We start from the raw sequence: 24,712 nt of genomic DNA, 5'->3' as shown, positions 1-24,712 counted from the left end.
GAATGATAAGGGAACCGGCTGTGACGCGCAGCCATCCACCTTCCGAACGTCATGGCCTGGCTTTCAGCTCCAGAAACGCCATTGCAAGCATTCCCACAGCCACCGCCAGCCACAGGCTGACCAGCCGGATGCCGATGGCCACGGTCAGCGCGGTATCGACCGCAACGCCGCTGGCACCGAGCATGACCACGATCGCCGCCTCGGTGGTGCCCACGCCGCCGGGAACAAAGGACAGGGCACCGACCAGCATGGCCAGCGGGTAGATGCCCAGCGCCAACGGCCACGGCAGGGCAATGCCCAGCGCCTGGCAGAGCAGGGCGAAAGCAGTGGCGGTCAACAACCATGCGGCAGCGCCCTGCAGGCTGGCGGGCAACAGCAGGCGTACGTGCAACAGCGGGCCAAGGGCGCCTGCGCCGCTGACCAGGAAGTGGCCCAGCCGCCGCACCGGCAAACCCGGCAGGTGCTCGATGATGCGATGCGCGGTGCGCGCCAGCGGCGGCCAGCAGCCCAGCAGGGCCAGCACCAGCAGCACGCCCAGAATGATCGCCGCCAGCGCGCCGAAGGCCGGAATCAGGTGGGCCGCACCGATCGCCAGCGCGGTGATCACCAGCAGGTCCAGCGCACGTTCGAAGATGAAGCTGGCCAGGGTGGCACTGGCCGGAACGCCCTGCCAGTCGAAATAGCGGATGCGCAGCAGTTCGCCGGCCTTGCCGGGCGAGGCGGTGAAGGCAAAGCCGGCCAGGTAGGCCAGTGCGCCCCGGCCCCAGCTGTGTGGGTGCAGCCCTTGTGCGGCGAGCACCGCGCGCCAGCGCTGGTAGCGGAACACATAGCTGGCCAGCACCAGGGCGCTGCACAGCAGCAGCGTGCTGGCCTGCGCGGCCAGCTGCGAAAGGATGTTGCGGTCGCGGTCGATGTACCAGAGGACCGCCAGGTAGGCCGCCGCCGTGGCGGCGACCCACAGGCCTGCGCGTCTCCGGCGAGCCGGCTTCACCGGCGCCGGGGACGAGCAGTCAGACATTACAGCGCAGCTTCCAGTTCCGGCAGGATCGCAAACAGATCCCCCACCAACCCAATATCGGCAATCTCAAAGATCGGCGAATCCGGATCCTTGTTGATCGCGACGATCGTACCGGCGTCCTTGATGCCGGTCAGGTGCTGGATCGCACCGCTGATGCCCACCGCCACATACAGCTCCGGGGCGATGATCTTGCCGGTCTGGCCCACCTGCAGGTCGCTGGGCACGTAGCCGGCATCGACGGCGGCGCGCGAGGCACCGACGGCGGCACCGAGCTTGTCGGCCAGCTGGAAGATGACCTTGAAGTTCTCTTCCGAACCGACGCCGCGGCCACCGGAGACCACGCGCTTGGCGCTCTGCAGGTCCGGGCGGTCGCTGGCACCCGCGGCGAGGCCGACGAAGCGTGTGTGGGTCGGCAGGGCAGCATCGACGCTGGCCGCTTCGATGGCGGCGTTGCCGCCCTGGGCGGCTTCCGGCCACGAGGCGGCACGCACGGTGGCGACCACGATCTGGTCGGCCGGAACTTCCACTGTGATGATCGCGTTGCCGGCGTAGATCGGGCGCTTGAAGGTATGGCTGCCTTCGACGGTCATCAGGTCGGAGACCTGGTTGACGCCCAGCAGCGCGGCCACGCACGGCATCAGGTCCTTGCCGAAGGTGGTCGACGGGCCGAACACGTGGGTGTAACCCTTGGCCAGCTGCGCGATCTGCGGCGCCAGCACCTGGGCGATGGGCTGCGCGTTGGCAGCGTTGGCCACGGTCAGGACCTTGGCGACGCCAGCGATCTTCGCGGCCTCAGCGGCAACGGCAGCCGGATCGGCGGCCAGCACCAGCACGTCGATGCTGGCACCGCTGATGGCGGCGGCGGCGCTGACAGTCTTGGCGGTGGCGGCGTTGAGCTTGCCGTCGTGGTGTTCGGCGATGACGAGAATCTTGCTCATTACAGCAGCCCCTTCTGCTTGAGTGCGGCCACCAGTTCGGCCGCGTCCTTGACCATCACACCCTTGCTGCGCTTGGACGGTGCAGCGTATTGGGTGGTCTTGAAGGTATCGGCGGCTTCAACGCCGAGGTCGGCCAGCTGCAGGGTATCCAGCGGCTTGGCCTTGGCCTTCATGATGTCCGGCAGCTTGATGAAGCGCGGCTCGTTCAGGCGCAGGTCGGTGGTGACCACCGCCGGCAGGTCCACTTCCAGCGTTTCCAGGCCGGCGTCGACTTCGCGGGTCACCGTGGCCTTGCCGTCGGCAATGTCCAGCTTGCTGGCGAAGGTCGCCTGCGGGCGGCCCCACAGCGTGGCCAGCATCTGGCCGGTCTGGTTGGCGTCGTCGTCGATGGCCTGCTTGCCGAGGATCACCAGGTCCGGCTGTTCCTTCTCGATCAGCTTGAGCAGCGTGCGTGCGGCGGTCAGCGGCTGGATGGCCTGGTCGGTGACCACATGGACGGCACGGTTGGCGCCCATGGCCAGGCCGTTGCGCAGGTGCGCCTGGGCATCGGCCGGAGCAATGGTGGCGACCACGACTTCGCTGGCGATGCCCTTGTCGCGCAGGCGCAGGGCTTCTTCCAGCGCGATTTCATCGAAGGGGTTGGGGGACAGCTTGACGCCGTCGGTGACCACGCCGGAACCGTCCGGCTTGACCTGAATGCGGACGTTGTAGTCCACCACGCGCTTGTACGCGACGAGGATTTTCATCTGGTACGGGGTCCTTCAATAACGGGGAGAACGTCCGGTCCTGCAACAGCGACCGGTTCGGGGGTGGGATCCCGATTCTAGCTGGCTTGAGGGGACCATGCGAATGCGTATGGTTATGCTGCGGTGCGGCAGCACTCCCGGTTTCCGGGTGCGCCGTTCACGCCGCGCAGGCAGTCGTGAAGACCAACGGCATGTATCCTGTGCTGCTGTGCCGGGGCGCTTGATGGCGCTCCTTGGATGAATTTCGATCAGGAGAACAGGTAGTGCCCACATGGCTTGTCACCGGCGGTGCCGGATTCATTGGCGGTAACTTTGTTCTTGAAGCTGTCGCCCGTGGCATCAAGGTCGTCAATCTCGACGCACTGACCTACGCCGGCAACCTGAAGACGCTGGCCAGCCTGGAAGGCAACCCCAATCACGTGTTCGTGCAGGGCGACATCGGTGACAGCGCGCTGGTCGCCCGCCTGCTGGCCGAGCACCAGCCGGATGCGGTGCTGAACTTCGCCGCCGAGAGCCATGTGGACCGTTCCATCGACGGTCCGGGCGCCTTCATCCAGACCAACGTGGTGGGCACCCTCGGCCTGCTGGAAGCGGTGCGCGACTACTGGAAGGCGCTGCCGGCCGAACCGGGCGCGGCCTTCCGCTTCCTGCACGTGTCCACCGACGAGGTTTACGGCACCCTGGGCGAGACCGGCAAGTTCAGCGAAACCACCCCGTATGCCCCGAACTCGCCGTACTCGGCGTCGAAGGCGGCTTCGGATCACCTGGTGCGCGCGTTCCACCACACCTACGGGCTGCCGGTGCTCACCACCAACTGCTCCAACAACTACGGCCCGTACCATTTCCCGGAGAAGCTGATCCCGCTGGTGATCGCCAAGGCGCTGGCCGGTGAGCCGCTGCCGGTCTACGGCGATGGCAAGCAGGTACGCGACTGGCTGTTCGTGTCCGACCACTGTGAGGCGATCCGCACCGTGCTGGCCAAGGGCCAGGTGGGCGAGACCTACAACGTCGGTGGCAACTCGGAAAAGCAGAACATCGAAGTGGTGCAGGCCATCTGCGCCCTGCTGGACCAACGCCGCCCGCGCGCGGATGGCCAGCCGCGCAGCAGCCAGATCACCTACGTCAGCGACCGCCCCGGCCATGACCGCCGCTATGCGATCGATGCCTCCAAGCTGAAGAACGACCTGGGCTGGGAACCGGCCTACACCTTCGAGCAGGGCATCACCTTCACCGTCGACTGGTACCTGGACAACCAGGAATGGGTCAACGGCGTGCTGGATGGCAGCTACCGCCTGCAGCGCATCGGCACCACGGCCTGAACCCAGGAGACACCATGACCCAGCGCAAGGGCATCATCCTCGCCGGTGGTTCCGGCACCCGGCTGTATCCGATCACCAAGGGCGTCAGCAAGCAGCTGCTGCCGGTGTACGACAAGCCGATGATCTATTACCCGCTCAGCGTGCTGATGCTGGCGGGTATCCGTGAGGTTCTGATCATCAACACCCCGCACGAACAGGTGTTGTTCCAGCAGCTGCTGGGCGATGGTTCGCAGTGGGGCATGGACATCCAGTACGCGGTGCAGCCGAGTCCGGATGGCCTGGCCCAGGCCTACCTGATCGGCCGCGACTTCGTCGCCGGCAAGCCGAGTTGCCTGGTACTGGGCGACAACATCTTCCATGGCCACGGCCTGCGCGAAGTGCTCCAGCGCGCCGATGAACGCGTTCGCGGTTCGACCGTGTTCGGCTACTGGGTGAATGATCCGGAACGGTACGGCGTGGCCGAGTTCGACAAGAGCGGCAAGGTGATCGATCTGGTCGAGAAGCCGGCAGCGCCACGCTCCAACTATGCGGTGACCGGCCTGTACTTCTATGACGGCAACGCCAGCGATTACGCGGGTGAACTCAAGCCGTCGCCGCGTGGCGAGCTGGAGATCACCGATCTCAACAAGCGCTACCTGGAAGAAGGCAACCTGCATCTGGAGGCGCTCGGCCGTGGCTATGCGTGGCTGGATACCGGCACCCATCAGTCACTGCTGGAGGCCTCCAACTTCATCGAGACCATCCAGACCCGTCAGGGCCTGCAGGTCTGCTGCCCCGAGGAAATCGCATTCGGGCAGGGATGGATCACTGCCGAACAGCTGGAAGCACTGGCGGCTCCGCTGATCAAGAATGGCTACGGCCAGTACCTGCATAAACTCGCTCTGCGTGGAGTCGTTCCGTGAAAGTGACTGAAACCAAGTTGCCCGGTTGCGTGGTGATCGAGCCGGCGGTGTTCGGCGATGCCCGCGGTTATTTCTTCGAAACCTGGAACGCCGAGCGCTTTGCTGCGCTGGGCCTGCCGGACCGTTTCGTGCAGAGCAACGTGTCGACGTCCGCGCAGGGCGTGCTGCGCGGCCTGCATTACCAGTGGCCGCGCCCGCAGGGCAAGCTGGTTAGCGTGCTCGAAGGCGAGGTCTATGACGTGGCCGTCGACATCCGTCGCGGTTCGCCGACCTTCGGCCAGTGGGAGGCGGTGATGCTGAGCGCGGAGAACAAGAAGCAGTTCTGGATTCCCGAAGGCTTCGCCCACGGCTTTGCCGTGCTGTCCGAGCGCGCGGTGTTCAGCTATCTGTGCACCGAGGTCTACCTGAAGGATTTCGATGCCGGCGTGCGCTGGAACGATGCCGATATCGCCGTGGATTGGCCGATCAGCGCGCCGACGTTGTCGGCCAAGGACGAGAACGCGCCGTTCCTGAAGGACATTGCCGAAGATCGCCTGCCGGTCTACGTCCCATGACCGTGCTGGTGTTTGGCGGAAACGGGCAGGTCGGCCAGGAGCTGCTGCGCGCGCTGGCGCCGCTGGGGAAGGTGATTGCAACCACGCGTAGCGGCCAACTGCCTGATGGTACCGCCTGCGAGGTGGCCGACTTCAGCGAGCCAGACAGCCTGCCGGCGCTGCTCGACCGGCTGCAACCATCGGTAGTTGTCAATGCGGCCGCCTATACCGCCGTTGATCGTGCCGAGCAGGAGGTTGAAGTTGCCTTCGCCGCCAATGCGCAGGCGCCGGGCGTGATCGCGCGCTGGTGTGCGGCACATGGCGTGCCGTTCGTGCATTACTCCACCGACTACGTGTTCGATGGCCAGGGCATCGTGCCCTACCGCGAGGACGAGCCGACCGCACCGCTGGGCGTGTATGGCACCAGCAAGCGCGATGGCGAGGATGCGGTGCGTGCGGCTGGCGGCCATCACCTGATCTTCCGCACGGCGTGGGTGTATGCCTCGCACGGCGCGAACTTCCTGCGCACCATGCTGCGCGTGGGCGCCGAGCGCGATGCGTTGCGGGTGGTCGCCGACCAGATCGGTACGCCGACGCCGGCGGCGCTGATCGCCGATGTCACCGCGCAGGCACTGCAGCATCCGGGCCAGCTGTCCGGTACATGGCACCTGACCGCCAGTGGCCAGACCAGTTGGCACGGGTTCGCCGAGGCGATCTTCGCCGAAGCGCTGGCCACCGGCGTGTTGGCCAAGGTGCCGACGGTCGAGGCGATTCCCAGTTCCGAGTATCCGACTCCGGCCAAGCGCCCCGCCTGGTCGGTGCTGGACAATCGCAAGCTGCAGCAGGATTTCGGCATCGTGCTGCCGGAGTGGCAGGACGGTCTGAAGCGGGTGATCGCGCAGTTCTGATCGCCGGCCGCGCGGTGCGGCGGATAACGGAAGCCCGGCCTTGGCCGGGTTTCTGCTTTCACGCGCTGTGCAATGTTTCGAACCAGGCTTTGTTGAGCGTGAGTACGCGCGAATCCGGTGCTGCTGCACTACCATGCGCAGCTGGGTTCTCCCCCGCAGTGCGTCGAAGGTGCTGCGCTCGCACCTGAAAGGACGCTCCATGAATCTGCCTGGTTTGCACGCCCGCGCATCGCGGGATCGGTCTCCACTCATGCTGGCACTGGGTGTTGGTGCGCTGGCACTGCTGGCACGACTGCTGTACGTGCAGTTCTTCGCTACGCCGATGCCCTACATGGATCAATGGGATGGGGAGTGGGCCTCTGCGCTCAAGCCATGGCTGGAAGGAACATTGCAGTGGCAGATGTTGTTGGCGCCGCATAATGAGCATCGCATCCTGCCCACGCGCATGGTCACTCTGCTGTCGTATGCAGTCACCGGGCAGTGGAACAATGTCTACGAAGCACGGGTCGCGGCCGTCGTGTTCTGCTGCATCCCCGCATTGCTGGTCTGGCACGCGCTTCGCGACGCGGGCGCTGCTGTGGGTCGCTGGATGCTGCTGCTGTTGGCGATTCTGCTGTCAGTTCTGCCGTTCGCATGGGAGAACTTCCTCGTGGGCTTCCAGTCGCAGTTCTACTTCCTGATTCTGTCCAGCATCGTGGCCATCGCGCTGGTGGCCAGGCATCATCAGAATATTGTGGCTTTGCCTGCTGCGATCGCACTGAGCGTGTTTGCCAGTGTCACCATGGCGTCGGGCCTATTGACCGCAGCGGCAACGGCTGCGACCTGTGTCCTGGCCTGCATCTGCCTTCCCGGCCGACGAGTGCCGGCGTTGTGCGCAACCGCAGTGCTGGCGGCCGTCGCGATGGTCGCCTACGCTCAGGTTCCCGTGATCGAGGTCAATACGGTCTTGCGTGCGCAGAGCGTAGGCGAGTTCATCTACGCCGCGTCCCGGGTTCTGGCGTGGCCCATGCGGTCAGGTGGGTTCGCGCTGATCATCTGGCTGCCTGCCACTGTGATGGTTGTGCGCATGGTGATCCGCCGGCAAGCGTCGCCGACCGATCTGGTGATGGCAGGACTCTGCATCTGGTCTGCGCTTCAGGCATTGGCCATCGCATATGGTCGCGGGCATGACATGAGGGCGCCGATGTCCCGCTATACGGAACTGTTTGTGCCTGGCTTGTTTGCTAACGCGTGGTTTGCCATCCAATTGTGGGGCCTGGCGTCGAAGGGGCCGCGACTGCGCACGGCAAGGCGTGCAGCGGTGCTCCTGTTCGCGCTTGTCGTTGCATATCCATTGCTGGGCCGAATCGGAAAGGATGTTGCCAAGCTCCAGCATTTCAGCGCGGCAGCGCGGCTGCAGCAGGACAATGTCCGGCGTCACCTTGCGGGCGCTGATCTCCGTGCGCCGCAGGCGGGCGAGTTCGAGCTGCCATATCCCGACACGAACCGCCTCAAGTTGTATCTGGATGATCCGGCCCTTCGCCGGATCCTTCCTGTGGAGCGTGCCGAACCGGCGCCCCTGGAGGGCGCCGGAGCTCAGCGACGCTGAGGGTTGAACCCGTCAGCTACGCCCGTAGGTGTCCTCGAAGCGAACGATATCGTCTTCGCCCAGGTAACTGCCGGACTGCACTTCGATCAGTTCCAGCGGCAGTTTGCCCGGGTTGCGCAGGCGATGGGTCACGCCCAGCGGAATGTAGGTGCTCTGGTTCTCGCTCAGCAGGATGACTTCGTCACCACGGGTCACCTCGGCGGTGCCGCTGACCACGATCCAGTGTTCGGCACGATGGTGGTGCATCTGCAGGCTCAGCGTGCCGCCGGGCTTGACCGTGATCCGCTTCACCTGGAAGCGGGCACCGTTGTCGATCGAATCGTAGGCGCCCCACGGACGATAGACCTTGCGGTGCCAGGTCGCTTCGCTGCGGCCTTCGGTCTTCAGCTGTGACACCACCGTCTTGACCTCCTGCATGCGGTCGGCTTTGCCGACCAGTACGGCATCGTCGGTCTCCACCACGATCACATCGTCCAGGCCGACCATCGCCACCAGGCGCTGGCCATAGGCATAGGTGTTGCGGCAGTCGATGGCGATCACATCGCCCTGATGGGCATTGCCGTCGCCATCCTGCTGCGAGACATCGCGCAGTGCGGTCCACGAACCGACATCGTTCCAACCCGCGTCGAGCGGGATCACCACCGCATCGGCGGTCTTCTCCATCACCGCGTAGTCGATGGAATCAGAGGCAACGGCGGCGAAGGCGGCCTTGTCCAGGCGCGTGAAGTCGGTGTCGCGGCGGGCCTGCTGCCATGCGCTGCGGCTGCCGGCAAGCATCTCCGGCTGGAAGCGTTCCAGCTCCTGCAGGTAGCGCGATGCCTTGAACAGGAACATGCCGCTGTTCCAATAGTACTGGCCGCTGGCCACGTACCCGGTGGCGGTGTCCAGGTCGGGCTTCTCGACGAAGCGCTCGACGGCGCGAAGGCCCTGGCCGTCGGCGGCCTTGATGTAGCCGTAGCCGGTTTCAGGGCCCGTGGGCACGATGCCGAAGGTCACCAGCTTGCCCGCCTCGGCAGCGCTGGTGGCTGCCTGGACGACGCTGCGGAAGGTGGCTTCATCGCTGATCACGTGGTCCGACGGCAGCACCAGCAGGAGCGCATCGGCGCCGTCGCGCGTCGCTTCCAATGCCGCTACCGCGATGGCCGGCGCCGTGTTGCGCCCCATTGGCTCGAGGATGATCGCAGCCGGCTCGGCACCGACCTGGTGCAGCTGCTCGGCGGCGACGAAGCGGTGTTCCTCGTTGGCGATCACCAGTGGCCCCCGGCTGGCAATGGGGGCCACCCGCTGCCAGGTAGCCTGCAGCATGGTCTCCTCACCGGCCAGTGGCAGGAACTGCTTCGGGTAGGACTCACGTGACAGCGGCCACAAGCGGGTGCCGGAGCCACCGGAGAGAATGACGGGCTGAATGATGCTCATGGTCTTCCTTGGTTATTGCTGAAGGAGGTGGGAAATTTCGTCGGTGCGCGCCTGCATCAGCGCAGCATCACCGCGTGCTTCGACATTCAGGCGCAGCAGCGGTTCGGTGTTGGAACTGCGCAGGTTGAAGCGCCAGTCGCCGAAATCGGCGCTGATGCCATCGGTGTAGTCCAGCGCGGGCGCCTGCGCGGCGAAGTGCTCCATCACGCGTGCCACGGCGGCCTTGGCATCTGCCACCTTGAAGTTGATTTCTCCGCTGCACGGATAGGCCGCCATGCGATCTTCGACCCAATCGGCCAGTGAACGTCCGCTTTCCGAAATCAGCTGGGCGATCAGCAGCCACGGGATCATCCCGGAGTCTGCGTAGGCGAACTCGCGGAAGTAGTGGTGGGCGCTCATTTCGCCGCCATACACCGCATCCTCGGCGCGCATCTTCTCCTTGATGAAGGCGTGGCCGCTCTTGCACAGCACCGGCACGCCGCCGGCGGCTTCGACCATTTCCACCGTGTTCCAGAGCAGGCGCGGGTCGTGTACGACCTTGCCACCGGGCTGGCGGGCGAGGATGGCCTTTGCCAGCAGGCCGACCAGGTAATAGCCTTCGATGAAACGGCCGGTGTGGTCGAAGAAGAAACAGCGGTCGAAGTCACCGTCCCAGGCGATGCCGAAGTCGGCACCGTGTTCGCGCACGGCCTCGGCGGTGGCGGCGCGGTTCTCCGGCAGCAGCGGGTTGGGGATGCCGTTGGGGAAGTTGCCATCGGGTTCATGGCAGATACGGATGAATTCCAGCGGCAGGTGCGGCGCCAGCAGGTCGACGATGGCACCGGCGCCGCCGTTGCCGGCGTTGACCACCAGCTTCAGCGGCTTGAGCTTGCCGGCGTCCACGTAGCCCAGCAGGTGATCGATGTAGGCGCTCTTGTCGTGGCGCGCGGTCTGTGCCGCAACAGGTGGCTGTGCGCTGCCGGTATCGGCGGCCACCGCGTCGGAGATCGCGAACAAGCCGGTATCGGAACTGATTGGCCGTGCGTTTTCCTTGACCAATTTCATCCCGTTGTAGTCCATGGGGTTGTGGCTGGCAGTCACCATCACGCCGCCCGCGGCGCTCAGGTGGTCAGTCTGGAAGTAGACCTCCTCAGTGCCGCACAGGCCGATGTCGATCACTTCGCGGCCCACGCCACGCAGGCCGGCGGCTAGCGCGTCCTGCAGTGCCGGGCTGGTCAAGCGGACGTCATGACCCAGGACCACGGGGCCTGGGGCGAGCTGAGCGGCCAAGGCTACGCCAATGCGGCGGGCGAGGTCTTCGTTCAGTTCTTCCGGGACGCGGCCACGGATGTCATAGGCCTTGAAGGCGGGCAGGGGCATCGATCAGGTCCGATGTGGGCACAGCCCCTGATTGTACCGCCAGCCCGGTATGGGAATCGTTTCCATGGCGCAACGCCACGTGACTGGCGTCCGAGGGTCAGGTTCGCGTCGACCGCTTGCCCGCTTTACGCAAACGCTTGCCGGGCAGCCCCGGCAACGGCGCCAGCAGCGCCTGCACGTCTTCTTCGCTGAAGCGCGGCCCCGTAGCGCCGCCGCCTTCGAGAATGGAGTCGGCCAGCGTGGCCTTGCGTTCCTGCAGCTCGGCAATCCGTTCTTCGATGCTGCCTGCGGCGATCAGCCGGTAAACGAACACCGGCTGCTGCTGGCCGATGCGATGGGCGCGATCGCTGGCCTGGTTTTCGGCCGCCGGGTTCCACCACGGATCGAAGTGGATGACGGTATCGGCGGCGGTCAGATTCAACCCGACGCCACCTGCCTTCAGGCTGATCAGGAACACCGGCACCTCGCCTTGCATGAAGCGCTGCACCGGCGTGGCCCTGTCCTGGGTGTCGCCGGTCAGGGTCACATAGGCCAGGCCCAGATCATCCAACGCCTGCGCGATCAACGCCAGCATGCCGCTGAACTGCGAGAACAACAGGATGCGCCGGCCCTCCTCGACCATCGACGGCAGCATCTCGCGCAGCAGCTCCAGTTTGGCCGAACCGCCATTGCGCGCCGGGGCATCACCAGGCAGCAGGCGCGGATCGCAGCAGACCTGGCGCAGCTTCAGCAACGCATCCAGTACCACGATATGGCTGCGCGCCAGCCCGCTGCCGCTGATGGCCTCGCGGACCTGCTTTTCCATTGCCGCACGCACGGTTTCATAGAGATCACGCTGGCCGCCCTCCATCTCCACCGCGCGGGTAATGACGGTCTTGGGCGGAAGCTCTGACGCCACCTGGTCCTTGCGCCGGCGCAGGATGAACGGACGCAGCCGTTGCGCCAGCAAGGTGGCGCGGCGATGGTCGCTGCCACGTTCGATCGGATGGCGCCAATGCTGGTTGAACTGTTTCTCGCTGCCGAGCAGGCCGGGCAGCAGGAAGTCGAACTGCGTCCACAGTTCGCCCAGGTGGTTTTCCAGCGGCGTGCCGGTCAGGCACAGCCGGTGGCGCGCCTGCAGCGTGCGCAGGGTGATGGCCGCACGTGATTTCGGATTCTTCACCTGCTGGGCTTCATCCAGAATCAGCAGATGGTAGGGATGTGCCTGCAGCGCCTGCTCGTCGCGCCACAGCAGGGGGTAGGTGGTCAGTACAAGGTCGTGCCCGGGAATCGCCTCGAACAGCGTTTCACGTGCCGGCCCATGCAGAGTCAGCACGCGCAGGCCCGGGGTGAAGCGTGCCGCTTCGCTCTGCCAGTTGTGCAGCAGCGAAGTGGGCACCACCAGCAGCGCTGGACGGTCCAGGCGGCCGGCTTCCTTCTCGACCAGCACATGCGCCAGCGTCTGTACGGTCTTGCCCAGCCCCATGTCATCGGCCAGCACGCCGCCCAGGCCCTGCTGGCGCAGGTACTGCAGCCACGACAGGCCTTCGCGCTGATAGGGACGCAGCGTTGCCACCAGCCCTGCCGGCGGCGGCACTTCACCCAATGCGGGTGCCTGCATCAGCCGCTGCACCAGCGCCTGGGTGTCCTTGCGCCCCCGGAACTGCAGGTGCGCCGTGTCCTGCAGCGCCTGCAGGCGGCCACGGTCAAGCGCAGACAGGCGCAGCGGCGCGCCGCGCTGGGCGAACAGGTCCGCCAACAGGGCCATGATCGGCTTCAGTCGTGCGGCCCGCAGTGCCAGACACGTGTTGTCGCCCGTCGTCAACAGGATGTTTTCATCGTCGCCGATGGCGTCCAGCTGGCCACGCATCCAGCGGGGATCGGACTGCAGCACCTGCTGCAGCAGCGGAACCATCGACACGTTGCGGCCTTCCACCTGAATGTCCAGGCCCAGGTTGAACCAGCCCGTATCCGCCGGGTCCGCCTGGATGTCCAGGTCGATCACATCCACCCGGGTGATGCGATGGCGGAAATCGTCGTCCGTCTCCACCTTCCAGCCCAAGGCTTCCAGGCGCGGCACGTCGTCCAGCAGAAACCGTGTCCAGTCATGGGTGCGCAGCTGGAACTGAGGTCCTGCGCCCTCCAATGGCGCCCGCGGAGCCGTGTCGCGATGCAGTCCCACCGTGCGCAGCTCGGCCTCACGCCGTGATTCCTCAGCCAGGTCGCGGGGCAGCAGGGCAAGCTGGCCCTCCGGATCGTGTGCGAACAGGCTCGGATCGTCCAGGAACCGGATGTGCTCGTCGTATTCGAAGGCCACGGTCGCGATATCGGCCCATTGCGAAGCGTCGCCACGGCCAAGCCATGCCGGCCGGAACTCGATCGTATGCAGGCGCAGCACAGGAATCATCGAAGTGATCTGCAGGGTGGGCAGCGTGTCGCTTGCACCGGGGCGCGGCAGCGCAGGGTCGATCTGCTGCAGCATCTGTGCGACCACCGACGCTTCATTGGGTAACAAACTGGGCAGGCTCAGGAACGCGTCGGCGTCTTCGGGCCTGACATCCAGCTGCAGTGGACCGACCTCGCCGGTGACCGGGTCCAGATAGCACGCACTCCGGCCCAGGACCACGCCTCTGGCGCCGCCCTCCACGCTCAACGTGGGTTCCAGCAGCGTCGCGCCCTGCGCCATGTCAACGGCCCAGCCCAGTTCGCCGCGGCGTGGAGCGCCCGACCGGGCCGGCACGTCCTGCGTACCACATGAGACCCAGCCATGGCCGCTGGAGACGATCAGCTGCAGGGTGGCCGCGAAGTCGATCCATTCGTCTTTCGTCGCGGGCTGCCGCTGGGTGCGTAGCTGGATCATCACCGCCAGATCAGTTGGGGTGAGGTATGCGGGAGGCTCCAGCAGCAGGTCTGCGGTGATATCCATCCACTTGCCCGGGCTGATCGCACCATCGGCACCGTACTTGACGCGCCGGACCAGCACGGCGGGGCGATGGTTGTAGGTGGACAGTTCGAAGATGACACCGTTCCGGCGTGGCCGAGGCGGCTGGATACGGGCGCTCTGCCAACGCGAAAGCTCCGCCAGCAGCTCAGCACGCGGCGGTTGCGCCAGATCCTGTTCGGTCAGGGGGCCCTCGTCGTCCGTGGCCACCGGTTGCAGCATGTGGGAGACCAGCACCGCCGCCACATGCTTGCAGGCGCGGCCGACGGGGCAGGAGCAGGCACTCTGCAGGCGGCTGCGCGCGGTGCGCATACTGGCGGCCAGATCGATCTCCACGTGGTAGGGATGCCTGGCCGAACCCTGCACCTCGGCCGTCAGCAGGCCCTCGCGAAGTTGCCGGTTGCGCACGCCCCCCAGGCACTGCTCGCTCTTCTGCAGTGTCCATTCGTCGATCCAGCGGAACAGGTCTTCATCGGTGAAGGTCAGCGTCATCGTAAATGGAGGGGCGCAGGCGCTGAAGCACCCTTCTGGGGGAATCGCCCATTCTACCCAATGCCCGCCCGGTGCTCCGTCAATGCTGCGGCGCATCCAGGCCCTTCGCCGCCCTCCAGCTAGAATGCCGTCATCCTCAACGTGCAGGGTAGTACAGCAATGCAGCAATCGACTTCCGGCGGAAAGCGCGGCAAGCACTACGCCAGTGCGGCGGAGGCCCTGCAGGGGGTGGTCGCCGATGGCCAGACCCTGGCCGTGGGCGGCTTCGGCCTGTGCGGCATTCCCGAGGCGCTGATCGCTGCGCTGCGCGACAGTGGCGTCAAGGGCCTGACCGTGATCTCCAACAATGCCGGCGTCGATGGCTTCGGGCTGGGCCAGCTGCTGGAAACGCGGCAGATCAAGAAGATGATCTCGTCCTATGTGGGCGAGAACAAGGAGTTCGAACGGCAGTTCCTGGCCCGTGAACTGGAGCTGGAGTTCAACCCGCAGGGCACCCTGGCCGAGCGCCTGCGTGCCGGCGGCGCGGGCATCCCCGCGTTCTTCACTGCCACCGGCTATGGCACGGTGGTGGCCGAGGGCAAGGAGACCCGCGAGTTCGACGGCAAGCACTACGTGATGGAAACCGCGTTGCGCGCCGACGTGGCGCTGGTCAAGGCCTGGAAGGCCGACGAGGCTGGCAACCTGGTGTTCCGCAAGACCGCACGCAACTTCAACCCGGCCTGTGCGATGGCCGGCAAGGTCTGCATCGTGGAGGTTGAAGAGGTCGTGCCGGTCGGCGCCATCGACCCGGACCAGGTGCACCTGCCGGGCATCTATGTGCACCGCATCGTGCACAACGCGCATCCTGAGAAGCGAATCGAACAGCGCACCATCCGCGCGGAGGGCAACTGACATGGCGTGGACCCGCGATGAAATGGCGGCCCGTGCCGCCCAGGAACTGACCGATGGCGCCTACGTGAACCTGGGCATCGGCCTGCCGACGCTGGTTGCCAACCACATTCCCGAAGGCGTGGATGTATGGCTGCAGTCGGAAAACGGCCTGCTCGGCATCGGCCCGTTCCCAACCGACGCTGAAGTCGACGCCGACCTGATCAATGCCGGCAAGCAGACGGTCACCGCACGTGCGGGCGCCAGCTACTTCGGCAGCCACGACAGCTTCGCGATGATCCGCGGTGGCCACGTCAACCTGGCCATCCTCGGTGCCATGCAGGTGACCCACAAGGGCGATCTGGCCAACTGGATGGTGCCCGGCAAGATGGTCAAGGGCATGGGCGGTGCGATGGACCTGGTGGCCGGCGTGCAGCGCGTGGTGGTGCTGATGGAGCACACCGCCAAAAACGGTGAGCACAAGATCCTGGCCGAATGCACGCTGCCGCTGACCGGCGTGGGCGTGGTCGACCGCATCATCACCGACCTGGCCGTGTTCGACGTGACTGATAAGGGCCTGCTGCTGGTGGAGGCCGCGCCGGGTGTCAGTGATGACGAGCTGAAGGAAAAGACCGGCGTCGCGTTCCTGCGCGACTGAAGGTGCAAGGGCGGCCTAGGGCCGCCCTGTTTCTCAAAGGGGTGCCATGCTGTTTCCCCATGACCTGCCCGACGCCGACGTCCAGCACCTGCCGGGCTGGCTGGCCGCTGCCGACGCCGACCGGCTCATGGGGGCGCTGCTGGCCGACGTGCGGTGGGAGGTCCACCGCATCCGTATGTTCGGCAACTGGGTGGACTCGCCACGGCTGAGCTGCTGGATCGGCGACCCGCAGGCCCGCTATCGCTATTCCGGTGCCGAGTTCGTGCCGCACCCATGGCCGCCCGTGCTGCGGGCCGTGCGCGGGCGCCTGGAAGCCGAGGGTCACGGCCACTTCAACAGCGTGCTGCTGAACCGCTACCGTGGTGGCGGTGATTACATGGGCTGGCACAGTGATGACGAGCCGGAGCTGGGGCCCGCCCCGGTGATCGCTTCGCTGAGCCTGGGCGCTACACGCCGTTTCCTGCTGCGCCGCCGCGATGACCCGGCGCGCAAGGCTGAATTCGAGCTGGGCCATGGTGACCTGCTGCTGATGGCCGGGCAGACCCAGCGCTTCTACCAGCACGCGTTGCCGAAGATGACGCGGGTGCAGGGCGAGCGGATCAACCTGACGTTCCGGTGGATCCAGCTCGGCTGATCCTGGGCCGACGTGTCAGGCGCGCAACAGATCGATGCCGGCAGACAGCACGCCACGGCCGAAGTGGCCATAGTTGCCGCGCAGCAGTTCGCCCACTACCGCCGGGATGCGCTGCAGGCGCGAACTCGGCAGGCTGGCGCGCACGTCGACATGACGTCGCTTGCGTTCGACCCAGGCCAGCTGGGCAGCAGGAAGGCCACGCGCCTGCGCGCGCTCCAGCAGCTGGCTGCATTCCACACGCTCGCTTTCCAACTGGCGCTTGCGTCGTACCCCGCGTGGCGTGGCATCGTTGCCACCAAGGCCCAACTGATTGTTGCTGTGCAAGCGGTAATCAATGAGTGTCTCGGAAAGGCTGTCGATCTCCCCGCGCATGGCAGCCAGTGTGCCGATCCAGGCGTCGTGCACCCAGTCCGATGCCGGCAGCGGAAGTGCATCGGCCAGGACCGACCGGTGCAATGCCATCGCAGCACCGGTCATCAGCTTGCGCTTGAGCATCAATCGGAACCCGCCGCCGGCATGCATCCGTGCCCGTTGCGCAGCCCCGTAGTGCAGCGCGCTGAACAGGGTCTGCGGCATGGGCTGGGCTGCATCATCGATCAGGCGCGCGTCGCAGTGCAGGACGCGCAAGCCAGGCCGCGCATCGAACTCGGTGCAGAACCGCGCGAGCTTGTTGGCATGCCAGACATCGTCTTGGTCACACAGGAAGATGATCTCGCCGGTGCAGGCACGCAGTGCGCCATCGAAGTTCCGTCGATAGCCGACGTTCTCGGGGTTCACCTGCAGGTCTACCGCGATGCCCACGGCTTCGGCACGCGGCACGAAGGCCTGCAGCAGCGCCAGCGTGCCGTCGGACGATACATCGTCGCGGATCACGATCTGGTCGGGGCGGCGCGTCTGTGCCAGCAGGCTGTCGAGCTGCTCCTGCAGGAAGCGCTCACCGTTATACGTGCAGACGGCGATGGAAACGGATGCGGGCATCAGCGGGGGAATGGGCCGTGGCGTCTGATTATCGCATGGCCTTGCTTGGGTGCCGCCGGGCATGGCCCGGCGCTACCAGGATCGCGCGACGGTAGCGCCGGGCCATGCCCGGCGAGCGCAGTGGCTGCGATTCAACGCTTCGGCGTCGCCGTGTCGTTCTGCCCGCTCACCAGCGTCCAGCCCACCACATCCTGCGCCAGCTGCTGCAGGCCGCGCTCGAACGCTGCGGTCACCGCCGGCACATCGGTGCTGCCGACCGGCTGCGCCTGGCGGAAGGTGCGGTCGGCCACCACGCGCTGGTCGGCGACGTGGATCAGCTTGGCGTTGACCTCGATCACTACCGTCGGCGTGGCTTGTCCCTGGTAATCCGATTCGAAGCGGCGCACGTCGGTGGACAGCTTGTAGTCGGCGCGGATGCCGGCAGTGCTGCGGGCCACGCCGCGGATGCGGCCGGAATCCTCGAAGCCGCGCAACAGGGTGTCCTCGATCATGTCGGTGGCCGGCTGCGCCCAGCTGGCCCCCTTGTAGATCTCCAGCTGCGACGGCGTCGGCCGCACGTTGATGCGCGGGCTGTCGACCATGCGCGCGGCGCTGGGCTTTGCCAGCACCAGCTGCCATCGGGCCTGCGGCCACGCCGGGTCCGCCTTGACCTGCACGGACGGCGAGTACAGCGTCACCGCGGTTTTCTCGCTGCTGCCGAGGATGGAGCAGCCACCCAGCAGGGTGACCATCGAAGCGGCCAGCAGCAGGCGCGGAAGGGTGGTCGGGCTCATTTGGGTTCGAACTCCTTCGGTGCGTCGCGGCCCAGCAGGTAGCGCGCGGGGTTGTTCTCGAGGCGGTCGCTGACCCGGCGCAGGTCGCGGATCAGGCCGCGCAGTTCGGTCAGCGTCGGGCCCAGCTGGCCAAGGCCATCGTTGGCAAAGCTGTTGATCGCGGCGCGGTTCTCGCCAAGGATCGAATCGGCGTTGCCGGCGGCCGAATCGAGCTTGGCCAGGGTCGTGTCGAGCTTGTCGATGATGCCGGGCAGCTGCTGCACCAGGTTCCTGTCCAGGCGCTCGATGGTGCCGTTGGTGGTCTTCAGCGTGGTGTCCAGGCTGCGGGCGGCATCGCGCGCGCTGAGCAGCAGCGCCTGCGTGCCCTGGTCACGGTCGGCCAGGCCTCCGCTGATCGTCTCCAGGTTGGCCAGCGTCGCGTTGATCGAGGCCACGTTGCGGTCGCTGAGGATCTGGTCCATGCGCTCGACGATGCGGTTGGCCACGTCGGTGATGTTCTGCAGCGCCGAGGGCGTAGTTGGGATGATCGGTGCCGGGTCCTTGTTGACCGTGGTCAGCGCCGGCGACTGCGGCGTGCCGCCGCTGAGCTGGATGATCGACGGGCCGGTCAGGCTGGTGATCGCCAGCTTGGCGCGGGTATCGGTCTTGACCGGCGTGTTGGAGTTCAGGCGGATGCGCGCGACCACCTGGCGCGGGTCGTCCGGCACCAGGTTCAGTTCGGTGATCGAGCCCACCGCGATGCCGTTGTACTGCACCGGGCTGCCCACCGACAGGCCGGTCACCGCTTCGCGGAACACCACGCGGTACTCCTGCCAGGTGCGGTCGGAGGAGTACTTGGCCGCCCACAGGCCGAAGGCCAGCAGGGCCAGGCCGGTGATCAGGGTGAACGCGCCGATCAGCACGTAGTTGGCTTTGGTTTCCATGGCTCAGGCACTCTCGATCTGTTCGCCACGCGCGGCGCGCGCGCGGGGTCCGTGGAAGTATTCCTGGATCCACGGATGATCCAGTTTCTCGATGTCCGGCAGCGGCGCATTGGCAACGACCCTGCGGTCGGCCAGCACGGCCACGCGGTCGCAGATGGCGTACAGGGTGTCCAGGTCGTGGGTGATCAGGAACACGGTCAGCCCCAGCGCTTCCTGCAGCGTCTTGATCAGGCGGTCGAACGCGGCCGCGCCGATCGGGTCGAGGCCGGCGGTGGGTTCGTCCAGGAACAGCAACGGCGGATCCAGCGCCAGCGCCCGGGCCAGGCCTGCGCGCTTGCGCATGCCGCCGGACAGCTGCGAGGGCAGCTTGTTGATCGCGTCGGCGGGCAGGCCGGCCAGTTTCACTTTCAGCAGCGCCAGTTCGTAGTGCCAGCGCTCGGGCAGTTCGCGGTGGTGTTCCTTCAACGGCACCTGGACGTTCTCACCCACGGTCAGCGACGAGAACAGGGCACCGTCCTGAAACAGCACACCGGTATTGCGTTCGATGTGCAGGCGGCTCTCGGCGTCGTCGGCACGCGCATCGCGGCCGAGGACTTCGATCTGCCCAGCATCCGGCACACGCAGGCCGAGGATCGAGCGCATCAGCACCGACTTGCCGGTGCCGGAGCCGCCGACCACGCCCAGGATCTCGCCGCGGCGTACGTCCAGATCCAGGTCTTCGTGCACGGTCTGGCTGCCGAAGCGGTTGACCAGGCTACGCACGCGGATGGCCAGTTCGTGGCCCTGGTCGTCGCGCATGTCGATGGATTCGGGGAGGGCGGATGTGCTCATGTCACCAGTCCATGTGCATGAACCACAACGCCGCGAAGGCGTCGATGATGATCACCAGCGAGATGGTCTGCACCACGCTGGAGGTGGTGCGTTCGCCCACCGACTGGGCGGTGCCTTCCACCTTCAGCCCTTCCAGGCAGCCGATCAGGCCGATCACCAGGGCGAATACCGGCGCCTTCGACAGGCCCACCAGCAGGTGCCGCACTTCCATCGTCTCATGCATGCGCGCGATGTACATCTGCGGCGGGATGTCGAGGTCGAACGCACCGACGGTGATGCCGCCGGCCAGGCCGGCGATCATCGCGATGAAGGTCAGCAAGGGCAGGGTGACCAGCAGCGCCAGCAAGCGTGGCAGCACCAGCAGGTCGACCGGGTCCAGGCCCAGCGTACGCATCGCATCGATCTCCTCCCGTGCCTTCATCGCACCGATCTGCGCGGTGAACGCACTGGCGGTGCGGCCGGCCAGCACGATCGCGGTCAGCAGCACCGCGAACTCGCGCAGGAAGGCGATGTTGACCAGCTCGACCACGTAGATCTCGGCGCCGAAGTCGCGCAGGATGGTCGAGCCGAGGAACGCGATCACCGCACCCACCAGGTAGGACAACAGCGCCACCAGCGGCACCGCATCCAGCCCGACCTGCTCCATCTGATGCACGGTGGCGGTCAGCCGGAAGCGGCGCGGTTCCTTGACCAGCCGGGCCGCCTTGACCAGGTTCTCGCCAAGGAAGCTGCACAGCGCCTTGATATTGTGGCCGGTGGTGTGGACGCTGACGCCCAGCCGTTCCAGCGCGGCCAGCACACCGAAGTCGCGCTTGGGCTTGGGCCGGTCATCGGCCACTTCCTCGATGGTGCATACGAGCGCCTGGTGGTCCGCGCGGAACTGCAGTGCGTCTTCGTGGAGGTCGGCACGATGGGCCACGCGCAGTACCTGCAGCACGCCGGCCGAATCGAGCTGCTCGATGCCGGTGGCATCGATGCCGGTCAGCGCGTCGGGAACGCCGCGCAGGACTTCGGCCGCGGCCAGCGCGGTCTTCAAGGTCCAGGTGCCGGACAGGCGGATCAGGCCCGGGTCGTGGGCATCCTGTTCGAGCTGGGGGGCGTGGTTCGGGGTGACGTGGGCCATTCGGGTCGCAGCATAACCGTTCTGTATCGGGCTTCGCGTCGAACTTGGATGAATTTCTCCGGCGGGCCCCAGCGTAGGTAATACTACGGCGCATGTCCGCAGATGCTCACACGATCCCCACGCCCCAGGCCACCTACGCACAGCGCGTGGCCTTCGTTTCCGAGATCGCCGGACGCCTGCACAGCTATGGCACCACGGCCCAGCGCCTGGAGACGGCGGTGGTTGCCCTGGCCCGCCAGCTCGATCTGGATTGTGAACCGTGGTCGAATCCCACCGGTATCATCCTCAGCTTCAGCGACCCGGCCCAGGCGATCGGCTCCAGCGACATCACCCGCGTGATCCGCCTGGCACCGGGTGAGAACGACCTGCACAAGCTCAGCGTTGCCGACCACATCGCCGAAGAAGTGTCCAACGGGCGGATGAGCATCGCCCAGGGCCACACTGCGCTGCGCCAGCTGGACAAGGATCCGGGCCGGCGCGGCAAGCTGCGCACCATCCTGTCGTTCACCCTCGGCGCGGCGGGCGTGGCCGGCATGTGGAAGCTGCCGTGGCTGGACATCGCCACCGCCGGTGTCATCGGCCTGATGATCGGCCTGCTCGGCATGGTCACCGATCGCCGCCCGGCCACCCGCGAAGCCGCCGAGGCACTGGCCGCGCTGCTGGCCGGCATGGTCGCCACCCTGGTCGCGTCGTTCATTGGTGCGCTCAACCTCAATACGGTGATCATCGCCTCGCTGGTGGTGCTGCTGCCCGGCATGTCGCTGACCAATGCGGTCAATGAGCTGGCCAGCCAGCACTGGGTATCGGGTACCGCGCGCTTTGCCGGCGCGCTGACCACCATCATGAAGCTCAGCGTCGGCGCGATGATCGCGGTGACCCTGGCCGATGTGCTCGGCCTGGATCCGGTGATCCGGGCCGCGCGTCCGCAGGGGCCGTGGGTGGAGTGGGGCTCGCTGCTGACCGCCGCGTTTGCCTTCGCGATGCTGTTCAAGGCCAATCGCCGCGATTATCCGTGGGTGATTGCCGCCTCGGTGGCCGGTTATGCGATCTCCAAGTTCGGCGGCCATGCCTGGGGCGCACCGGCCGGTATCTTCCTGTCGGCAATGCTGCTGACCGCCGGTGGCAACCTGTTCGGTCGCCTGGTCGGGCGTCCGGGCGCGATCATCCGCCTGCCGGGCATCATCATGATGGTGCCCGGCAGCACCAGCCTGCGTGGCGTGCTGACCCTGGTCCAGCAGCAGGACGTGGGCGCCGGCCAGAGCGTGTTCCTCACCGTTCTGAACGTGGTGATGGCGCTGGTGGCGGGCCTGCTGTTCGGCAACCTGCTGATGCCGGCGCGCAAGACCCTGTAGAGCCGAGCCCATGCTCGGCTTTGCATATATGGATAGCCGAGCGTGGGCGCGGCTCTACAAACAGGAAACGCCGGCTTTCGCCGGCGTTTTTCATTGCTCCCCGATCCGGCCTCAGGCCTTCTTGATCAGGAAATCTTCCGGCTTCTTGTTGCCCTTGGCGGTCAGTTCAGCCATCCAGCGCGGCTGCTTGCCACGGCCGGTCCAGGTTTCCTTGGGGTTGGCCGGGTTGCGGTACTTCGGGGCAACCTTGCCCAGCTTGCGGCCGGCGGTCTTCGACGGTGCCTTGGCGACCTTGGCCACCTTGCGCGCGCGCGGGGCCGGGGCGTCGCCGAACAGTTCCTCGATGGTGTAGCCCTCGGTCTTGGCCAGCTTGGTCAGCTGGGCGCGCACCTTGGTGATCGGCCGGCGCTTGGCGACGATGGTCTGCTGCTTCTTGGCGGTACGGATCAGGGCGCCCAGCTCGCGTGCTGACAGGCCGGTCAGGTCAATGCTCATTTACGGTTACTCCGGAAACTAATGTGTGGACGGGACAAGCCAGTCCATGGCGTCGGCGGACAGAATAGAGATGAATTAATCACAGCACAAATGCAGGCAGGACATGCCGTGGCGGCATACCAGCACCGTGGCTGCGATTTTGACCGGATTATGTCCGCTGCAATATTGGGGAAGGCCGCAGGCAGAAAAAAAGACCGGGGCAGGCCCCGGTCTTTCCACGTCAGCCCTGCAGTCGCTGCAGCAGGGTGGCCTTGTCCAGGCTCTCCGCCTCGCTGGCGCAGCGCGCGCGGTACTCGTAGGTGCCGGCGGCCAGGCCGCGTTCGCTGACCACCACGCGGTGCGGGATGCCGATCAGTTCCATGTCGGCGAACATCGCGCCCGGGCGCAGGCCGCGATCGTCGAGCGCGGCGTCCAGGCCGGCGTCGCGCAGCTCCTGCAGCAGATTGGCTGCAGCGTCAGCCACAGCGGCATCGCCCTTCGGGTTGATCACGCACACCACGACCTGCCATGGCGCCATCGCGTCCGGCCAGATGATGCCGGCATCGTCATGGTTCTGTTCGATCGCGGCAGCCACCACGCGCGAGATACCGATACCGTAGCAGCCCATCGCCATCACCGCCGCCTTGCCGTTTTCATCCAGCACGGTGGCATCCAGCGCTTCGGCGTACTTGCGGCCGAGCTGGAACACGTGGCCGACTTCGATGCCACGGGCGATCTTCAGTTCACCGCCGTCCACAGCACGATCACCGGCACGCACGTTGCGGATGTCGGCCACTTCCGGTTCCGGCAGGTCGCGGCCCCAGTTGACGCCTGCCAGGTGGAAACCGGCCTCGTTGGCGCCGACGACGAAGTCGGACATTGCCGCCACTTCGCGATCGGCGACCACGCGGATGGCCTTGGCCGGCGCGACCGGGCCGAGGAAGCCTGGCACGCTGCCCAGGTACTCGGCGATTTCCGCCTCGCTGGCGAAGCGCTGCTCGTCCAGCCCGGCCACCTTGGCCAGCTTGATCTCGTTGACCTCATGGTCGCCACGCACCAGCACCAGCACGAACTGCTGTGCCTCGCCTTCGCCGGCGATCAGTGCCACCGACTTCACCGTGCGCTGCAGGTCGATGCCGAGCAGGGCCGCGACGTCCTCGCAGGTCTTCTGGGTGGGGGTATCCACCTTGCGCATTGTTTCGGAGGCGGCCGCACGCGGTGCCGGATCGGCGGCGATCGCCGCCTCCATGTTGGCCGCGTAGTCCGAACCGGTGGAGAACACCAGGGCGTCTTCGCCGGAATCGGCGATCACGTGGAACTCCTGCGAAGCATCGCCACCGATCGCGCCGGAGTCCGCCTGCACCATGCGGAAGTCCAGGCCGAGGCGGGTGAAGATGCGGCTGTAGGCCGACTTCATGTTCTCGTACTCGCGCACCAGGCACTCATCGTGCAGGTGGAACGAATAGGCGTCCTTCATCAGGAACTCGCGCGCGCGCATCACGCCAAAGCGCGGGCGGATCTCGTCGCGGAACTTGGTCTGAATCTGGTAGAAGTTCACCGGCAATTGCTTGTAGCTGGACAGCTCGCTGCGCGCGAAGTCGCAGGCGGCTTCTTCGGCGGTCGGGCTGTAGCAGAAAACCTGGTCCTTGCGGTCCTTGATCTTCAGCAGCTGCGGGCCGAACTTCTGCCAGCGGCCGGTCTGCTCCCACAGTTCCTTCGGCTGGATGGTCGGGATCTGGAATTCCACCGCGCCGGCCCGGTCCATTTCCTCGCGAACGATGCGCTCGACCTTGCGCAGCACGCGCAGGCCCAGCGGCGACCAGGTGTACAGGCCCGATGCCAGCTTGCGGATCATGCCCGCGCGCAGCATCAGCCGATGGCTGGTCAGCTCGGCGTCGCTGGGGGTTTCCTTGGTGGTGTGCAGGTGGAACTGGGAGAGGCGCATCGTCGGCTTCGGATA

The 24,712-nt window shown here is 66.2% G+C and carries 22 protein-coding genes; 9 read left to right on the top strand and 13 right to left on the bottom strand.

Annotated features, from left to right (window positions below; translation table 11 throughout):
* Window positions 1–49 precede the first annotated feature (49 nt).
* The 3 genes from AC2A1N_RS00905 to AC2A1N_RS00895 are packed head-to-tail and all read right to left on the bottom strand — an operon-like array spanning window position 50 to window position 2,702.
* The gene (locus tag AC2A1N_RS00905) at window positions 50–1,018 is read right to left on the bottom strand and encodes a lysylphosphatidylglycerol synthase transmembrane domain-containing protein (RefSeq protein WP_242893197.1); all 969 of its coding nucleotides are present in this window, start codon (window positions 1,016–1,018) and stop codon (window positions 50–52) included.
* A complete protein-coding gene (locus AC2A1N_RS00900) occupies window positions 1,018–1,956 on the bottom strand; it encodes an electron transfer flavoprotein subunit alpha/FixB family protein (RefSeq protein WP_242893196.1) in 939 nt (312 codons plus the stop codon). The genes AC2A1N_RS00905 and AC2A1N_RS00900 overlap by 1 nt, the downstream gene beginning before the upstream one ends.
* Entirely contained in the window at window positions 1,956–2,702 is a 747-nt protein-coding gene (locus tag AC2A1N_RS00895; RefSeq protein ID WP_484371271.1) for an electron transfer flavoprotein subunit beta/FixA family protein, read from the bottom strand. Before AC2A1N_RS00895 ends, AC2A1N_RS00900 begins: the two co-directional genes overlap by 1 nt.
* Window positions 2,703–2,965: 263 nt before the next feature.
* Between AC2A1N_RS00895 and rfbB the strand changes: the two genes are divergently transcribed.
* From rfbB to AC2A1N_RS00870, 5 genes are all read left to right on the top strand, one after another.
* Complete coding sequence (gene rfbB, locus AC2A1N_RS00890) at window positions 2,966–4,021, top strand: dTDP-glucose 4,6-dehydratase (protein WP_242893192.1); 1,056 nt, start codon at window positions 2,966–2,968, stop codon at window positions 4,019–4,021.
* A 14-nt stretch (window positions 4,022–4,035) separates the two neighbouring features.
* On the top strand, window positions 4,036–4,923 hold the full coding sequence (gene rfbA, locus AC2A1N_RS00885) for a glucose-1-phosphate thymidylyltransferase RfbA (RefSeq protein WP_180866714.1): 888 nt from the start codon (window positions 4,036–4,038) through the stop codon (window positions 4,921–4,923).
* Window positions 4,920–5,477, top strand: a complete 558-nt coding sequence (gene rfbC / locus AC2A1N_RS00880; RefSeq protein WP_242893190.1) for a dTDP-4-dehydrorhamnose 3,5-epimerase — start codon at window positions 4,920–4,922, stop codon at window positions 5,475–5,477. The genes rfbA and rfbC overlap by 4 nt, the downstream gene beginning before the upstream one ends.
* Complete coding sequence (gene rfbD, locus AC2A1N_RS00875; protein ID WP_242893188.1) at window positions 5,474–6,364, top strand: dTDP-4-dehydrorhamnose reductase; 891 nt, start codon at window positions 5,474–5,476, stop codon at window positions 6,362–6,364. Before rfbC ends, rfbD begins: the two co-directional genes overlap by 4 nt.
* 199 nt (window positions 6,365–6,563) lie before the next feature.
* Window positions 6,564–7,952, top strand: a complete 1,389-nt coding sequence (locus AC2A1N_RS00870; protein ID WP_484371268.1) for a hypothetical protein — start codon at window positions 6,564–6,566, stop codon at window positions 7,950–7,952.
* Between the two features lie 12 nt (window positions 7,953–7,964).
* On the opposite strand, the gene AC2A1N_RS00865 is transcribed toward AC2A1N_RS00870, so the two are convergent.
* The 3 genes from AC2A1N_RS00865 to AC2A1N_RS00855 all read right to left on the bottom strand — a co-directional run bounded on the left by AC2A1N_RS00865 (window position 7,965) and on the right by AC2A1N_RS00855 (window position 14,139).
* On the bottom strand, window positions 7,965–9,368 hold the full coding sequence (locus tag AC2A1N_RS00865; protein WP_242893183.1) for a mannose-1-phosphate guanylyltransferase/mannose-6-phosphate isomerase: 1,404 nt from the start codon (window positions 9,366–9,368) through the stop codon (window positions 7,965–7,967).
* Between the two features lie 12 nt (window positions 9,369–9,380).
* Window positions 9,381–10,727, bottom strand: coding sequence for a phosphohexomutase domain-containing protein (locus AC2A1N_RS00860; protein ID WP_242893180.1), 1,347 nt, complete (start codon window positions 10,725–10,727; stop codon window positions 9,381–9,383).
* 97 nt (window positions 10,728–10,824) lie between these two features.
* On the bottom strand, window positions 10,825–14,139 hold the full coding sequence (locus tag AC2A1N_RS00855; protein WP_484371265.1) for a DEAD/DEAH box helicase: 3,315 nt from the start codon (window positions 14,137–14,139) through the stop codon (window positions 10,825–10,827).
* 159 nt (window positions 14,140–14,298) lie between these two features.
* Here AC2A1N_RS00855 and AC2A1N_RS00850 point away from each other — a divergent pair, with 159 nt between their 5' ends.
* Genes AC2A1N_RS00850 through AC2A1N_RS00840 form a run of 3 tightly spaced genes read left to right on the top strand, consistent with a single transcriptional unit; the run spans window position 14,299 to window position 16,298 of the window.
* Window positions 14,299–15,030, top strand: a complete 732-nt coding sequence (locus AC2A1N_RS00850) for a CoA transferase subunit A (RefSeq protein ID WP_484371263.1) — start codon at window positions 14,299–14,301, stop codon at window positions 15,028–15,030.
* Window position 15,031: 1 nt separating this feature from the next.
* The gene (locus tag AC2A1N_RS00845) at window positions 15,032–15,664 is read left to right on the top strand and encodes a CoA transferase subunit B (RefSeq protein ID WP_242893173.1); all 633 of its coding nucleotides are present in this window, start codon (window positions 15,032–15,034) and stop codon (window positions 15,662–15,664) included.
* Window positions 15,665–15,710: 46 nt separating this feature from the next.
* Window positions 15,711–16,298 carry an alpha-ketoglutarate-dependent dioxygenase AlkB family protein gene (locus AC2A1N_RS00840; protein ID WP_242893171.1) on the top strand — a complete coding sequence of 196 codons (588 nt, stop codon included), beginning with the start codon at window positions 15,711–15,713 and terminating at the stop codon, window positions 16,296–16,298.
* A 15-nt stretch (window positions 16,299–16,313) separates the two neighbouring features.
* On the opposite strand, the gene AC2A1N_RS00835 is transcribed toward AC2A1N_RS00840, so the two are convergent.
* From AC2A1N_RS00835 to AC2A1N_RS00815, 5 genes are all read right to left on the bottom strand, one after another.
* Window positions 16,314–17,276, bottom strand: a complete 963-nt coding sequence (locus AC2A1N_RS00835; protein ID WP_242893169.1) for a glycosyltransferase family 2 protein — start codon at window positions 17,274–17,276, stop codon at window positions 16,314–16,316.
* A 131-nt stretch (window positions 17,277–17,407) separates the two neighbouring features.
* Window positions 17,408–18,049 (bottom strand): ABC-type transport auxiliary lipoprotein family protein, encoded by a 642-nt coding sequence (locus AC2A1N_RS00830; RefSeq protein ID WP_242893167.1) that lies wholly within the window; start codon window positions 18,047–18,049, stop codon window positions 17,408–17,410.
* Window positions 18,046–18,972, bottom strand: a complete 927-nt coding sequence (locus tag AC2A1N_RS00825) for an MlaD family protein (protein ID WP_005415199.1) — start codon at window positions 18,970–18,972, stop codon at window positions 18,046–18,048. Before AC2A1N_RS00825 ends, AC2A1N_RS00830 begins: the two co-directional genes overlap by 4 nt.
* A gap of 3 nt (window positions 18,973–18,975) precedes the next feature.
* On the bottom strand, window positions 18,976–19,803 hold the full coding sequence (locus tag AC2A1N_RS00820) for an ABC transporter ATP-binding protein (RefSeq protein ID WP_242893165.1): 828 nt from the start codon (window positions 19,801–19,803) through the stop codon (window positions 18,976–18,978).
* Between the two features lies 1 nt (window position 19,804).
* Window positions 19,805–20,926, bottom strand: a complete 1,122-nt coding sequence (locus AC2A1N_RS00815; RefSeq protein WP_134967780.1) for an ABC transporter permease — start codon at window positions 20,924–20,926, stop codon at window positions 19,805–19,807.
* Window positions 20,927–21,018: 92 nt separating this feature from the next.
* On the opposite strand from AC2A1N_RS00815, the gene AC2A1N_RS00810 reads away from it, so the two are divergent.
* Window positions 21,019–22,278 carry a threonine/serine exporter family protein gene (locus AC2A1N_RS00810; RefSeq protein WP_046428410.1) on the top strand — a complete coding sequence of 420 codons (1,260 nt, stop codon included), beginning with the start codon at window positions 21,019–21,021 and terminating at the stop codon, window positions 22,276–22,278.
* A gap of 111 nt (window positions 22,279–22,389) precedes the next feature.
* Here AC2A1N_RS00810 and AC2A1N_RS00805 read toward each other — a convergent pair whose 3' ends face one another.
* Complete coding sequence (locus AC2A1N_RS00805) at window positions 22,390–22,773, bottom strand: H-NS histone family protein (RefSeq protein WP_005415203.1); 384 nt, start codon at window positions 22,771–22,773, stop codon at window positions 22,390–22,392.
* A gap of 220 nt (window positions 22,774–22,993) precedes the next feature.
* Window positions 22,994–24,697 carry a proline--tRNA ligase gene (locus tag AC2A1N_RS00800; protein ID WP_242893162.1) on the bottom strand — a complete coding sequence of 568 codons (1,704 nt, stop codon included), beginning with the start codon at window positions 24,695–24,697 and terminating at the stop codon, window positions 22,994–22,996.
* Window positions 24,698–24,712 lie beyond the last annotated feature (15 nt).

The organism is Stenotrophomonas maltophilia group sp. SKK55 (genome assembly GCF_057179845.1).
Note: the sequence above shows the minus strand (reverse complement) of the source record. Positions and strands in the feature narration are given on the sequence as shown.